A 13,688-nucleotide genomic window follows, 5' to 3' on the forward strand; every position below is an offset into this window, starting at 1 on the left:
ACTGTCAGTAACAGAAAGCCCAGAACTGATACATAACCCGATTCCGTAGCTCAGCTGGGAGAGCGCTACCTTGACAGGGTAGAGGTCGCTGGTTCGAGCCCAGTCGGAATCATCGTTGAAACCCTTGCCTAGCAAGGGTTTTTTGTTTTTTTGACAACGAATATTTGTTCTGTTTCTTTTGATTGGGGACGAATTGGGGACGAACTTTATCCGCCAGATTGTTTCCAGTTGGCAGGAGGTTTTCGATTGCTTGCCTAACAGTCTTCTCGTCTTTACCTGTTTTTCTTTTCAGATCATCAATTGTTGGATTCTTACGGAAGCGGCTCATATTATAAATAATTCGATAAATCTTTCTCTCGAGATCAGACAGACAATCACCACCAAAAATAGTTTGTCAGAATATAAGTTCGTGTTGAAGTTTAGTTAAATGAAATTAGGAGGAAATAAACTTTGAAATCTTTTTGGGAAATAGACGAAGAAGGTTACCATACGTTAAAAAAGATCAATGCAGAAGAAATAGCTAAAGCTGAAAAAAAACTTGGTGTCACTTTGCCAGATACATATAAAAAGCTCATATTGAAACAGAATGGCGGTTATATAGTACATAATGCTTTTCCAACCACTCACTCTAATTCATGGGCTGAGGATCACATTCAATTTAATCACCTGCTGGGAATTGCTGAAGATGAAGGGATTATGGATAGTGCCTACTTAATAAAAGAGTGGGAGCTGCCAGAAGGGCTTGTTTTGATTAACGGGGATGGCCATACTTGGGTAGCTATGGATTATAGAAAAACGAAAGAGAATCCTGCAATTCATTATTTTGATGTTGAGATGGAAGAAGACTTTAAATTAGCAGATTCCTTTGATGAATTCATTCAGGGGCTTTATACAGCTGAGTACACTGTTGATGAGGAAGCAGCAGAGGGTGAATATGACCTTCCTGAAGCTCATTTAAGTAAAGAAGAACTTGAAGCCATATTTGAATTGGACGTCCTTGATGAAGATAATCTGTATAAAATTCAATATTACCCGATGGTTGATTTGAACGAAATTGAATGGTTTTTTGAAAAGATGCAATATCACATTGAAAAAACAAAAGATGAAGATGATCTTTATGAAGTAGCTTCTACGATTAACAACGTTCTTTTATTGAATCCAAATATGCCAATCAACGATAAAATTAATAAAAATCTAAATCAAATTGCTAAATTTTTAGAGAAAAATAAAGATCCACTTATAGTAAATCAAGGAGAACAAATTGCTATGCGAACAAGTTTCCTTTAATAAGCTTTGAGCATGCAAAGACAGGCCATACTGGTGGAAGATCTATCTGGGGTAAAATAAAATGAATATCATTATGCCGTCCAAATGGACGGCTTTTTTCAATAGAAACAGTTAACTGGATATACAACACCTCAAAACGTATAGACAAGATAGATAGGGACTATTCATTAGATTAGAAGTTATCTATACGCTCCATTGCTTTATCAAAACCTTCATAGTCAATACTTGAATTATCTATACAAAAAGAATTTAATTACTTCGATTTTTCTCTCCCCAATCACATAACTGTTCTAAAATTGGTAAAAGTGTTTCTGCCTTATTTGTAAGACTGTATTCCACTTTGGGGGGGACTTGTGGATATTCCTTTCGTATAATCATCCCATCTGCCTCTAAATCTTTAAGTTGTGCACTCAATGTTTTAAAGGTAATCGTTCCAAGTCTCCTTTTCATATCATTAAAGCGAACGGGTTGATTTTCCGAAAGGAGATACAGAATTAGCATTTTCCATTTGCCTCCTATAACTGATAAAGTATATCCAAAAGGTGTCTCTTGGATATTACCCGTTTTTCTATAATCGGCCATACTCATATTGACACTATCCTTTCTGGTAGTAACTATCTAAATAGTGCGTACTTTTTTTCTCTCTATATTCATTTTATACTTACTTTACTTTGAAATAAAGGAGAGAAAACGATGACTAATATTAAAACCTACAATCACAATCTATGGGATCACGGTATTACCCAAGGATATAGCGTTAAAGGAACAATCTACATTTCAGGTCAATTTTCATACGATAAAAATGGTATGTTCGTTGGTAAGGAGAATATTGAAGCTCAGACTCTGCAAACATTTGAGAACCTTGATCGGGTATTGGTGGAATTGGGAGCTACGAAAAACAACATTGCATATGTTGAAATTTTTCTAACAAATCCACAAGAACACTCCGAAACGGTCATAGATCTATTCAAGGAATACTTAGGTCAACACAGACCAGCTGGCAGTCTCATTGGTGTGACATATCTGGCTTTCCCAGAGCAATTGATTGAAGTCAAGGCTATCGCACACACTGATTAAATATGTTATCGTATGCACATCATCATGAAAATTGTTATTATGTTACTGCGAAAGGTCTTATACCTAACCCAGACGGAATTCACATCAATGCGTTGTCCCAGAGAATTTTTGGTATAAGATATTATGAAGCATTTCGAAAAAAAGAACATATACATGAACCAATAACAAATGAACATGAGTTAGTGAATGAATGTCATAATAGAATGAATACCTCAGCGGAGAAAAAATATATAGCACTAGAACAGTTCACGTTAGGGAAGATGACTTACAAAGAGTTGCTGCAGGCTTTATCGTAGGTAAAGCTCATGGTAGACTTTGAATGGACAGAAACACATATCTCTTGAAAGGATGATTGTGGTGGTGAAAACAGATAAAGTCTCCTCCTGAATACAGTAAATCACACATTCAGGAGGAGATAAAAAATGTTTAAACAAATAGATGAAAATTATCCGAGAAAAGAGCACTTTCATCATTATATGACGTTAACTCGATGCTCATATAGTCTGGTGGTTGATCTAGACATCACGACATTGCATTCAATATTAAAAGAAAAAAAGCTAAAAGTATATCCTGTGCAAATTTATTTGTTAGCAAGGGCTGTGCAAAAAATACCGGAGTTTCGGATGGATCTAGTGAACGATGAACTTGGTCACTGGGATCTTCTCCATCCTAGTTATACGATTCTAAATAAAGAAACAAAGACATTTTCAAGTATTTGGACACCTTATGACGAAAACTTTGCTCGGTTTTATAAAAGCTGTGTAGCGGACATTGAAACTTATAGTGAAAGTAACAAACTATTTCCGAAACCTAATATGCCAGAGAACATGTTCAATATTTCAAGTCTACCTTGGATTGATTTTACTTCTTTTAACCTTAATGTATCCACAGATGAAACTTATTTGCTGCCAATATTTACGTTTGGTCAATTTAAGATGAAAGGAGAAAAAATCATCCTACCCGTTGCGATTCAAGTACATCATGCTGTTTGTGATGGCTATCACGTCGGTCAATATGTGGAATATTTGAGGTGGCTTATAGAACATTGTGAAGAGTGGTTAAGCGATTCATTATATACTTAATTTTCAAAAGGTGTAGTCATTTGATTTTTAGGAAAGGCAGACTTGATGGAGTCTGCTTTTTTGTTATGTGAAGAAAATGCGTAAAATCTGTTACTCAACTGTTCTTTTTGCGGTTTCTTTTCGGTGCCTTGTAAACTTAAACATGTGATAATAAATGTAATATAAGGGAAATTAGTGGAAGGGGAATAAGGGATGGAGAAAGTTCTTTCTTCACATGTTGGTGTGAAAATAAATGAATGGTATAAAATGATTCGGCAATTCAGTGTACCCGATGCAGAGATTTTGAAAGCTGAGGTAGAACGAGAAATTGAACGGATGGTAGAGGACCAAGACCTGCTCATTTACTATCAATTGATGTGTTTTCGACATCAGCTTATGCTCGATTATATAAAACCTTCATTCGATCAATCAATTTCCGCGCTAGTCGATAAAATAGAGAATTCTAACCATCAACTGTCTGGAATGTTGCAATACTATAATGCCTTTTTTAGAGGTATGCATGAATTCAGTAAGAAAGAGTATGTACAAGCCATTCAATATTATAAGATTGCTGAGAGGCAGCTGGCGCTTGTTGTAGATGAAATTGAACAAGCAGAATTCCATTTTAAAGTTGCTGAAGCATATTACATTATGAAACAAACCCATGTTTCTATGCACCATATTATAAAAGCCCTAGAGATTTATGATCGTTATGATCTTTATAAGGTGAGAAAAATTCAAAGTCTATTTGTGATCGCAGGAAATTATGATGATTTTAAACGATATGAGAAGTCGCTCCCCCACTTACATAAAGCACTAGATCTTGCTGAAGAAATAAATGATCAAAGATTAATCGCTAAAACTTATTTGAATCTTGGAAATACGTATGACAGGCAACAGGATTATATTAAAGCTGCTTCCTTCTATAAAAAAGGGTTGGATAAGATGACTGAAAACAATGAAGATATTAAACCAAGATTATTTTTTAGTTTAAGTTGGACTTTGTTTAAAAGTGATAAAACAAAAGAAGCACTTGAATATATCGCTAAAGGAATAAAAAGTGCAACAGCAGAAAACAATCTGTTTTATAAAACATTGCTCAATTCATTAAAGACAATTTATGTAGATGAAGGTATTGAAAATATACGAAAAATGTTTAAAGGGTTAGAGGAAAAGAAGTTGTATCCTTATATTGAAGAGTTTGCTTTAAGCCTTGCAAATCTTTATGAAAAAAGGAATGATTCGGAGAGGGTAGCAGATTATTATAGAACTGCCATAGAAGCTCAAACCGAAATCCAAAAAGGGGAGTGTTTATATGAATATTAAAATGAAGATATTGATTAGCGCCACTTTATTGGTAGGTGCTGCTTGCCTAGGTTCTTTTAATTACTCACAAGAATCAACTGATCGAAATACCACTGTATTTCCTCAAAAAACCGATCGAAACACGACGATGATCGATCCAAATTCAACATTTGAAAACTCATAGGCAAAACTAAACAGACCTTGAGGGTCTGTTTTTTTAAATGGGGACAGATTGGGGACGAACCCTTTCAGTTTTTTATCAGAAATGCACTTGCACATTATAGAACCTTATTAAATCAGTCTTTTTCAGAAAACGTCCGTTTGCTTCGGATGAGGTCATTCACCTTGATAGGGTAGAGGTCGCTGGTTGGAATCATCTTTGAAACTCTTGCGTAGCAGGATTTTTTTGTTTTTCTGTCAACGAATGTTCTGTTTCTTTTTATTGTCGACAAACTTTTATCTACTAAAATTGTTTTGAGTGTTTTTAGGAAGAGATAGATATCATTTATTAAAAAACAAGTAACCATAAACACTAGAAAGTACTCTAGGTCTTGTTTTTGTGTCTTTAATCCTATTTCATGACAAACCCTGTGTTGGTAAAATTGACCTTGTCAATGAATAGGAAGGAGTGAATTCTGCTGGGCAAGATACTTGATGCAAAAGCACTAACCAGTGCCATGGACACAAGGGCAAAACACTATCAGGAACTCCGCGAACAAATGGTAGATTTAAAAAAGTCATTACAAGGTGTGGCCAATCTCGGTGATGATTTCACTGGGAAAGGTGCCGATAACATTAAAAGTTTCTATAAAGAGCTCGCTGGAAATGTAGACATGTTTATCAGCTTCATTGATAAACAAAAAGCCTTTCATGAAGGTGTTTCTGGGACACTGGATGATACGAGCTTTGGCGGCGATACCTTTGTAGAAGAACACTTTTTAGACAACGCAGTACATATGGGCATCAAGAATGCTAAAAGCATTGTGAAGGATCAAAAAAAGGCACTCAAAACGATTTTTCAAGACATTGATGACCTCATTTCCCTAGAAGTATTTGATAGCCAAACCTTTGATGAAAAAATAGAAGATGCGGAAGATGAACGAAAAAAGACGGTCAAAGAACTAAGAGAGCTTGATCAAAATTTAAAAGATGAATATGCTTTGTCAGAGACGGAGCAACAAGCTACAATGGCATTGTACGCTGAAATGATGAATGCGACAAATGACGGAAAAGCGATTTCGCCTATGAATTTTGACAAGAAAGCGTATCAAAATAGCGAAATCTACAAGGCAAAGAGCGATATTGAGAAGCAAACTGCTGAATATCTGAAAATCAAAAAAGAACAAGAAGAAGCCCGAGAGATCGCAAAGGAACAAGAAGCGCTCGCCAACCGTCCTTGGTATGAAAAAGCACTTGATTATGGCGGAAATATCGTCAATGAATTGAAAGGTGTGAACGATGCAAAACGTGCCGCAACAGGCGTTGATCCAATCACGGGCGAGGAACTCACCGCAGGCCAGCGTGTCGCCGCAGGCGGCATGGCAGCGGCCGGCTACATCCCTATCGTTGGCTGGGCAGGCCGCATTTTCAAAGGCGGAAAAGCTGTCTATAAAACCACCCAAGCCACATCAGCTGCAGTCAGGGCAGTCGATATTTACAAGACATCACAAAAATCCTTTGACGCTCTGAAAACATCTCAAAAAGGTTTATATGGTCTCACCGCCACCAACGGCTTCAGCGAAGCGATCACAGGCCGAGACATGTTTGGAAATAAGATCTCAAAAGAACAGCAGGAAGCGAGTATGAATGCGGCGCTGGGGATGCTTTTACCGTTTGGTGCAAAAGGGTTTCATGGTAAGATGGGAATCAAGAAAGGTGAGAAAAATCCTTTATCTCCAGGTAATGGGTTAGCTACACATGAATCCAGAGGTGGGCACTTAATAGAGAGACATGTTGGGAAAACAGATGAAGAACTATTAGAAAGGCTGAAAAGTAATCCTAAAATCACGGGTTCTTCTACTTTTAACGATAGAATGACTGCAGAAAGAGTTGCTGATTCAGTTTTGGGTGATCCGAAGAGTGTTGATAAAATACAAAAGTGGTTATCCGACCCCAACAGTAGACCTACATTACCATTAAAATATAAGGGTGATGGAGAGGTAATTGGAAGAAGTGTTTCGAGAAATTCAGAAGTAGTTGAGAATGTTACAAATGCAAAAATTATACTGAAAAAAGATGAGAATGGCGGTTTTATTTTAACAGGATACCCTGTTAAATAGAAAGAAGGATGATAAAATGAATGAGAGTTACAGTTATTTAGAGGAGTTAGAAGATTTTTTAGGTGGGACATTTCATCAGGATATCGATTCACCAGAAGAAGCGTTAGAGGAGTTTATTCATGAAGCTAGTAAAGAATGTCTGCTGTCTACTATAAAGGATTGTCAGGATTTTTTGAATAGTACTTTAACAATACAGGAAAAAGAAAACTTTATCGAAAATAATGCAGAAATCTATTTTCCGGCGATCTCATTAAACCCTTTACAGTGGTTTAATAAAATAATAGAGGAAATGAAAGAAGCAGTGAAAATGAAGTAACAAAATGAACCTTGATTGGCTAATGCCTTTCAAGGTTTTTTGTGTCAATTGGTCATCAAATCAAGAAAAAGGGGATCTTTTTTCTATGCGGATCATCGTATGATATAGATAAACAAAACGAACGTGAATATTTTGTCCAGAAGGAATAACATGCGGATGCTGGCATTGAGCATTTTAAGTGCCTGGTACCTGGCTGGCACTCCAGCCAGATCTTTTTTATATCTACTGATAAATTCTTTATTGGATGAAGGAATTGAACGAGTTTGTAATTTGAGGTTTTAAAATGGTAAATGAGTAGTTGGTCAATGATATACTGATCTCATTAGAAACTAGGAGGTCCCCACTTTGAAACCTTTTTGGGAGAAAGAAGAAGAGAGTCCTTTCACGTTAGAAAAGATAGATGAGGAAAAAATTCGTGAAGCAGAGGTGAGACTTGGTGTCGCTTTACCTGATACATATAAAAAGCTCATCTTAGAATGGAATGGTGGCTTTACAGTTCGTAATGCTTTTCCAACGGAACAACCGAATTCATGGGCTGAGGGTCATGTTCAAATTTGATCATCTAAGAGGAATCGCCAAAGATGATGGCATCATGAATAGTTCCCAGTTAAGTGATGAATTGGAGCTGCCGGAGGGACTTGTGATCATCAGCGGAGAGGAAAATACATGGATCGCAATGGATTATCGACAAACGAAAGAACACCCGCTTATTCACTATTTTGATTTAGAGATGGGAGTGGATTTTAAGCTGGCAGATACTTTTGATGATTTTATTGAGCAGTTATATACAGCTGAAGACGCCATGATCGAGGTAGTAGAAATTGATGAGGAATGCTCGGATTTGTATATCAGTAAAGAAGAGCTTGAACAAATTTTTGAGAGACAAGACCTTTGTCAGCAGAATCTCTTTAAAATGGCACATTATCCGATGGAAGAAATTGAAGAGATTGAATGGTTTTTCGATCGTATGAAAAAATGCATCAAACAGATAAAAGATCAACATATTTTGTATGAAGCAGCGACAACGATTCACTCCATCCTTCTGTTAAACCCGGATATGCAAAGAAATGACCTTATCAATCAAGAGCTGAAAGAAATAGCGGAGTTTCTAGAAAATAGTGGTGAGCCTGATACCGCTTTTTTGGGAGAGGACATTCATCCTGTGAAAAAACGATAGTGAAAGAATAAAAGCCCCTGAAAAGGGCTTCTTTTTGTAATCTTATTGAAAGTCATATTTAAATGAAGTATAGTAGTTTTATATTATGAAGAGGAGGATGGTTAAAAATGATGCATGCAGGAAGATTACGCCAGCAAACTTTGAACAATCAATAATTTCATATGTTCAAAGGCTCTGTTTTCATCAAACAGAGTAAACGGAGGAGTCTGCACATTTTTAATCATTTTCAGCGGTCAAGTATGTAACTTTACTTGAAGACAGACAGATATCGTTTCTGTCTTTTTTTGTAATTTTTATTAATATAAAGAGAGAGATGAGTCTAGCCGTGTTTACTCTAGCCACAGATAGCAGCCTATTTGTGGTTTTTTTGATGATTTTCTTAACGCCTATTGATCATGACTAAATGAGCAATTGGAGGAAAAGAATATGAATAGACTAGAATTAAAGCAATTAGCCAAACATCACGGATTAGAAATTTTAGAGAATACCATCAAAATAAATGAATCAGGTGTGGATTTCCGTGTCGCACATGTCGAAGATTTACATGGTGATCAATGGATATTAAGAATGCCTCGTAGACCTGAATCAATGAAACATACCTTACAAGAAAAAAAGACATTAGATCATATGAGTAAGCAGGTTCACTTTCAGGTCCCTCAGTGGTCTATCTTTACAGAAAGTCTGATTGCTTATAAACAATTAGTGGGGGTACCGGCGGCTAGTATTGATATGGAGAAGCAATCTTATGTGTGGAGTTTTGATCAAACGAAAGTACCGCAAGCTTATTATGAATCATTAGGAAGAGTTCTAGCGAATGTACATTCCTTAGATCAACAGCCTTTTAAAACGATCGGTGTGGAGATGCTCAGTGCTCATGAATTAAGAGGATCAATGAAACAGCGAATGGAACGTGTCAAATCGCAATACACCATTAACAGCGGTTTATGGGAGCGCTGGCAAGAATGGCTAGCTAAAGATTCTTTATGGCCGCCTTTCGTGGGAGTGAAGCATGGGGATTTGCATCCCGGCCACATTCTGATTGATGAAAATCAATGTGTGACGGGTGTGATTGATTGGTCTGAAGTGGGGGTTGGTGATGTATCTGCAGACTTTTTGTCGCATCAACTTCTCTTTGGGAAAGAAGGGTTAACAAAACTTATCCATGCGTATGAAAAAGCAGGCGGGAGAACTTGGCCAGGAATGGATGAACATATAATAGAACTTCTGACGACAAGTGCGATCACTGTGGCCGAGTACGCACAGAGATCAGGATTGAAAGATATGCATGAAACTGCAGCATACATGTTGGCAAACGAAAGCTAATCAATCAGAACGAATCCAAAAAAAGCCCTAAAAAGGGCTTTTTTTAATCTAATTCATGAAAAAACTGTTTGAGTTGATCAATGAAAACGGATTTGGATTTTCCTTTTTTATAAATGAACTCGATATTGATGTTGAAATCAATGGATGGGTCTATTGAAATTTGTTTTAATGTTCCTTGTTCTAGCTCATTTCTAACACAATGATGAGGTAGAAATGATAGTCCCATTCCTTGCAGCACTAAATTTTTTGCAGTTTCCATATGATCAACCTCAATGGAAATGTTCGGTGTGATGTTGTTTTTTTGAAATAATCGGTGGAGCATCAACCAATCAAATGATCCATAGTCAAAGAAAATAAAAGGCTGTTCTTCTAGCTCTTTCATATTGATGTTGTCAAGGCTGGCAAGCGGGTGATGAGTTGGGACGAACAGCCCGATTGGATCGCTGAAAATTGGGATCGATTCAATTTGAGGATGTGTTTCAGTCCTCACAATCCCAAAGTCTACTTGGTTGTTAATCACTTTTTGGACAACATCCTTTGAATGTCCTGTTACGATTTTCACTTTCAGGTTTTCGTATTTTTCTTTTAGGGCGGGCAATATGTTAGGCAATAGATTATTGGAAATGGAGGATGCGCATCCAATCGTCAATTCATAAGGAATCATCGTTTGTTTGAGACTATGCTTTGCTTCTTGATAAGAATGGAGAATCTTTTTGGCATGCGGGTAAAACTGTTCACCTTTTTCCGTCAGAGATAGTTTATTTCTCTGTCTATCAAATAATTTCAGGTCTAATTCCTTTTCTAATGATTGAATACGTGCCGAAACAGAAGGCTGGGTTAAATACAGTGCTTCCGCAGCTTTATTGATACTGCCTAGCTGGCATACATAAATAAACGCTTCTATATTCTCAATATTCATGTTATCCCCTTATATGACGTTCTTTAAATGTTTAGTTTTTCAAGCTCATACACTAATTTTACAGCCTCTTTCGCCAAAATGACAGTAGGGTCAATCACTTTCACATCTTTAGTTGACCTTAAGACTAAGGGGATTTCTGTACAGCCGGCAATGATGGCTTCTGCTCCTTGATTGATTAAAATTTCTGCAGCTAACGCCAATTCACTTTCGCCTTTACTTAATTTTCCTGCTTTCACTGCATATATCCCATTCATCACGTTTTTCTGAAGATTTTCACTAGGAGTCATGACGTCAATCTTGTGATGAGCACAAGCCTTTTGATAGAGCTGGGTTTTTAATGTTCCATCAGTACATAGTAAGCCCACAGATGTATAGTGATGTTTGTTTAGGTAATTTGCGGTTTCTAATGGCATGTTCATAATAGGGATATGAGTGGAATGTCGTACGTTTTCTAAAAAGAAGTGTGCGGTATTGCATGCAATAAGAATAAAGTCCGCTCCGGCACGTTCTAATCTCTTTACTGATTCAATCATATATTCTGTAGGATCGTCGCCTTTCCCAAAAATTGCAGTGGTTCTATCAGGAATTTGAGGGAAATTATCAGCAATCACATGTAAATGATCCTGATCTTTAATAGCTGGTGTATGTGAAATGATTTTTTTCATCAGATCAATCGTTGCTAAAGGACCCATCCCGCCCATAATACCAATCGTTATAGACATAGATATCACCACATTTCATTTTTTTCTATTATAAAAAAAGAAAGCATGGTAATCGTTATAGAAAAGTTCTATTTGTATATAGAAAGTTGATCAAAAGCGCCTTTATCTGTCTTGAAGTATGAGTTGCAATCTATTCAAAAAACATTAGAATAAAGAAAAATTGAAAAAGGAGCAACCGTATGAATTTCAATTTGAATGAAGCTTTAGATATGTTGAGTCGAACTCCTCACACGTTAGAAAGTCTTTTGTCCGGTTTATCGAAGGATTGGCTTCACAGCCGTGAAGGGGAGGGAACGTGGAATCCGATTGAAGTCATTGAACATTTGATTGAAGCAGAGAAATTCAATTGGATTCCTCGATTAAATGTGATTCTTGCTGATGGAGAGAATACACCATTTCCTGCGTTTGACCGCTACTCTCATTTGAATCAATCTGAAAGACAGATAGAACAAGCACTATCTGAGTTTCATCATGTACGGATGGAGAATGTGGCATACATTCAGCGCATGACACATTCAGGCCTTGATTTAGAGAAAAAGGGCGTCCATCCGAAGTTTGGGGTCGTGCAAGTGAGCGAATTACTTTCTGCGTGGGTTGTCCATGACTTCACACATATGTCCCAGGTTGTTCGGGTCATGGCGGAACGATATCGAACCGATGTGGGTCCATGGAGCGCTTATTTAGGAATTTTGAATAGGAAATAAATGTTTAATGACGCTTAGCGGCCCACTCAGATTGAAGAATGGCATATTGATATTCATCGACCCAATGTCCCTTCGACATATAATTTTGCAGCAAATGTCCTTCGCGTCTCATTTCTAAACGTTCCAGCACTCGAATGGATTTTTCGTTGCGCACATCTGTAAAGGCAATGATTTTATGTTTGTTCAATGTCACAAAAATATATTCGAAGATTGAACTGAGAGCTTCGTGAATATAGCCCATTCCTTGGTATTCAGGCGCGAGGGTAAAACCTATTTCAACGATTCTAGGTTCACTATCTAGTGTATGGATGGCGCAATCTCCTATCAGCTGATTGGACTCAGATAAGGCAATAGCGTATTGAAACCACGTCCCCGGTTGATTAGGTTTTTGCGTCATTTGATGTTGAACAAATGATTCAGCATCTTCGTACGTGTAGTTTTCCCAAGATTGAAATTTTGCAATAGAGGGATTTGCTCGGTACTGATAAAATGCTTCAATATCCTGTTTATCAAATTGGCGAATAACAACCCGGTTTGTTCTTGTAAATATGCTGTTTGCATTCTTCATGTGTTAACCTCACTTTTTAGTTAGTTCTTGATTTGAAAAAGTCTATCAGCCATTCAGATAGCTGCTGTTGTGCTTTGCTGACAAATCGATCTGCATAATAAATTAATTCCAAGTGACGGACAGGTGCTGGCTCAGCAATAGGAATCGAAACAATATTGGGCCACGTTGAATGTTGTTTTAGTAATCCTCTTGGCTGAATGGTTGCACCGATTCCTGCTTCAACCAGCTGCAATAGCGAAAACGCGGACCCAACCTCCATGGCAGTGTCCAGTTCAACACCCTGTTCTTTACATACGTCATCTACTAAATCCCTCCCTAGATATCCCTTCGGATACATGACCAACGCACGGTGAGTCAGCTCTTTTAATGACACTTCGCTCTTTTGGGCCAAATCACTTTCTGAATGAACAAATAATTCGTAAGGCTCACTTCCAAGTGGAATTTGAACGAGACGCTTATCCGCAGGCCCTCGCAGTCCGATGCCGAGATCCACTTTATGCGAAAGGACTTCTTCACGAACGAAGATATTTGAATATGCCTTTAGATTGGTTTCTGGATAAAGAGTTTTAAATTCTACAAATAGTGGCACCAGCTGAAAATCAAGATCTGAGGGGAGTACTGCGAGACGAACGGTTCCTCGTTTTTCCGATAATAGTTCTTTCATCGCATTCTTTGCATCTCTTTCAGCTTGAAGCATTTTCACGCCATATTGATAAAGCAGCGAACCAGCTTCGGTAGCAACGACCTTTTTGCCGATTCGATCAAAGAGTGGCATCCCAACTTCTGCTTCAAGCAGTCGAATTTGCTGGCTAAGTGTAGGCTGTGATATACCTAGCTGCTCAGCGGCTTTTGTAAAATGCAAATGGTTGAATACAGCCATAAAATAGGTAATATGCCGGGTATCCATATGTCCACCTTCCATAAATGATAGTCTTTTCCTATCATCATAA

14 protein-coding genes, 1 tRNA gene and 1 pseudogene are annotated in these 13,688 nt (G+C 37.5%); 10 read left to right on the forward strand and 6 right to left on the reverse strand.

What is annotated here, in order from left to right; all coding sequences use genetic code 11:
- The first annotated feature begins 39 nt into the window (after positions 1-39).
- Positions 40-112, forward strand: a tRNA-Val gene (locus tag NSQ34_RS05785).
- Here NSQ34_RS05785 and NSQ34_RS05790 read toward each other — a convergent pair.
- On the reverse strand, positions 110-370 hold the full coding sequence (locus NSQ34_RS05790) for a hypothetical protein (RefSeq protein WP_235183608.1): 261 nt from the start codon (positions 368-370) through the stop codon (positions 110-112). The two genes, NSQ34_RS05785 and NSQ34_RS05790, sit on opposite strands and share 3 nt — an antisense overlap.
- 80 nt (positions 371-450) lie before the next feature.
- Here NSQ34_RS05790 and NSQ34_RS05795 point away from each other — a divergent pair, with 80 nt between their 5' ends.
- Complete coding sequence (locus NSQ34_RS05795; protein WP_176967514.1) at positions 451-1,287, forward strand: SMI1/KNR4 family protein; 837 nt, start codon at positions 451-453, stop codon at positions 1,285-1,287.
- Positions 1,288-1,536: 249 nt separating this feature from the next.
- Here NSQ34_RS05795 and NSQ34_RS05800 read toward each other — a convergent pair whose 3' ends face one another.
- Positions 1,537-1,875: a helix-turn-helix domain-containing protein gene (locus NSQ34_RS05800; RefSeq protein ID WP_025093428.1), complete on the reverse strand. Its 339-nt coding sequence runs from the start codon at positions 1,873-1,875 to the stop codon at positions 1,537-1,539.
- A 105-nt stretch (positions 1,876-1,980) separates the two neighbouring features.
- On the opposite strand from NSQ34_RS05800, the gene NSQ34_RS05805 reads away from it, so the two are divergent.
- The 7 genes and pseudogenes from NSQ34_RS05805 to NSQ34_RS05835 all read left to right on the forward strand — a co-directional run bounded on the left by NSQ34_RS05805 (position 1,981) and on the right by NSQ34_RS05835 (position 9,825).
- Complete coding sequence (locus tag NSQ34_RS05805) at positions 1,981-2,364, forward strand: RidA family protein (protein ID WP_041117191.1); 384 nt, start codon at positions 1,981-1,983, stop codon at positions 2,362-2,364.
- A gap of 422 nt (positions 2,365-2,786) precedes the next feature.
- Positions 2,787-3,446, forward strand: a complete 660-nt coding sequence (gene catA, locus NSQ34_RS05810) for a type A chloramphenicol O-acetyltransferase (protein ID WP_098676834.1) — start codon at positions 2,787-2,789, stop codon at positions 3,444-3,446.
- Between the two features lie 192 nt (positions 3,447-3,638).
- Entirely contained in the window at positions 3,639-4,751 is a 1,113-nt protein-coding gene (locus NSQ34_RS05815; RefSeq protein ID WP_046310613.1) for a Rap family tetratricopeptide repeat protein, read from the forward strand.
- Between the two features lie 614 nt (positions 4,752-5,365).
- Positions 5,366-7,009: a T7SS effector LXG polymorphic toxin gene (locus tag NSQ34_RS05820; protein WP_342501082.1), complete on the forward strand. Its 1,644-nt coding sequence runs from the start codon at positions 5,366-5,368 to the stop codon at positions 7,007-7,009.
- Between the two features lie 16 nt (positions 7,010-7,025).
- Positions 7,026-7,325 carry a contact-dependent growth inhibition system immunity protein gene (locus tag NSQ34_RS05825; protein ID WP_070325722.1) on the forward strand — a complete coding sequence of 100 codons (300 nt, stop codon included), beginning with the start codon at positions 7,026-7,028 and terminating at the stop codon, positions 7,323-7,325.
- Positions 7,326-7,670: 345 nt separating this feature from the next.
- A pseudogene (locus tag NSQ34_RS05830) lies at positions 7,671-8,502 on the forward strand (SMI1/KNR4 family protein).
- A gap of 426 nt (positions 8,503-8,928) precedes the next feature.
- Positions 8,929-9,825 (forward strand): macrolide 2'-phosphotransferase, encoded by an 897-nt coding sequence (locus NSQ34_RS05835; protein WP_176967513.1) that lies wholly within the window; start codon positions 8,929-8,931, stop codon positions 9,823-9,825.
- Between the two features lie 43 nt (positions 9,826-9,868).
- On the opposite strand, the gene NSQ34_RS05840 is transcribed toward NSQ34_RS05835, so the two are convergent.
- Both NSQ34_RS05840 and NSQ34_RS05845 read right to left on the reverse strand, forming a co-directional pair.
- Positions 9,869-10,744, reverse strand: coding sequence for a LysR family transcriptional regulator (locus NSQ34_RS05840; RefSeq protein ID WP_034284281.1), 876 nt, complete (start codon positions 10,742-10,744; stop codon positions 9,869-9,871).
- A 23-nt stretch (positions 10,745-10,767) separates the two neighbouring features.
- A complete protein-coding gene (locus NSQ34_RS05845) occupies positions 10,768-11,466 on the reverse strand; it encodes an amino acid racemase (RefSeq protein ID WP_070325725.1) in 699 nt (232 codons plus the stop codon).
- Positions 11,467-11,645: 179 nt separating this feature from the next.
- On the opposite strand from NSQ34_RS05845, the gene NSQ34_RS05850 reads away from it, so the two are divergent.
- On the forward strand, positions 11,646-12,170 hold the full coding sequence (locus tag NSQ34_RS05850; RefSeq protein WP_176967512.1) for a DinB family protein: 525 nt from the start codon (positions 11,646-11,648) through the stop codon (positions 12,168-12,170).
- 4 nt (positions 12,171-12,174) lie between these two features.
- Here NSQ34_RS05850 and NSQ34_RS05855 read toward each other — a convergent pair whose 3' ends face one another.
- A complete protein-coding gene (locus NSQ34_RS05855) occupies positions 12,175-12,738 on the reverse strand; it encodes a GNAT family protein (protein ID WP_098677324.1) in 564 nt (187 codons plus the stop codon).
- Between the two features lie 16 nt (positions 12,739-12,754).
- A complete protein-coding gene (locus tag NSQ34_RS05860; protein ID WP_098677325.1) occupies positions 12,755-13,660 on the reverse strand; it encodes a LysR family transcriptional regulator in 906 nt (301 codons plus the stop codon).
- Between the last annotated feature and the right edge of the window lie 28 nt (positions 13,661-13,688).

Source organism: Bacillus sp. FSL P2-0069 (genome assembly GCF_038593315.1).
Lineage (GTDB): Bacteria > Bacillota > Bacilli > Bacillales > Bacillaceae > Bacillus > Bacillus safensis.

Bases quoted from the DNA above. Each gene is read 5' to 3' on its own strand.
- NSQ34_RS05835 (WP_176967513.1), top strand. From the start codon at position 8,929: ATGAATAGACTAGAATTAAAGCAATTAGCCAAACATCACGGATTAGAA.
- NSQ34_RS05850 (WP_176967512.1), top strand. From the start codon at position 11,646: ATGAATTTCAATTTGAATGAAGCTTTAGATATGTTGAGTCGAACTCCT.
- NSQ34_RS05805 (WP_041117191.1), top strand. From the start codon at position 1,981: ATGACTAATATTAAAACCTACAATCACAATCTATGGGATCACGGTATT.
- NSQ34_RS05815 (WP_046310613.1), top strand. From the start codon at position 3,639: ATGGAGAAAGTTCTTTCTTCACATGTTGGTGTGAAAATAAATGAATGG.
- NSQ34_RS05800 (WP_025093428.1), bottom strand. From the start codon at position 1,875: ATGAGTATGGCCGATTATAGAAAAACGGGTAATATCCAAGAGACACCT.
- NSQ34_RS05825 (WP_070325722.1), top strand. From the start codon at position 7,026: ATGAATGAGAGTTACAGTTATTTAGAGGAGTTAGAAGATTTTTTAGGT.
- NSQ34_RS05840 (WP_034284281.1), bottom strand. From the start codon at position 10,744: ATGAATATTGAGAATATAGAAGCGTTTATTTATGTATGCCAGCTAGGC.
- NSQ34_RS05860 (WP_098677325.1), bottom strand. From the start codon at position 13,660: ATGGAAGGTGGACATATGGATACCCGGCATATTACCTATTTTATGGCT.
- NSQ34_RS05845 (WP_070325725.1), bottom strand. From the start codon at position 11,466: ATGTCTATAACGATTGGTATTATGGGCGGGATGGGTCCTTTAGCAACG.
- catA (WP_098676834.1), top strand. From the start codon at position 2,787: ATGTTTAAACAAATAGATGAAAATTATCCGAGAAAAGAGCACTTTCAT.
- NSQ34_RS05855 (WP_098677324.1), bottom strand. From the start codon at position 12,738: ATGAAGAATGCAAACAGCATATTTACAAGAACAAACCGGGTTGTTATT.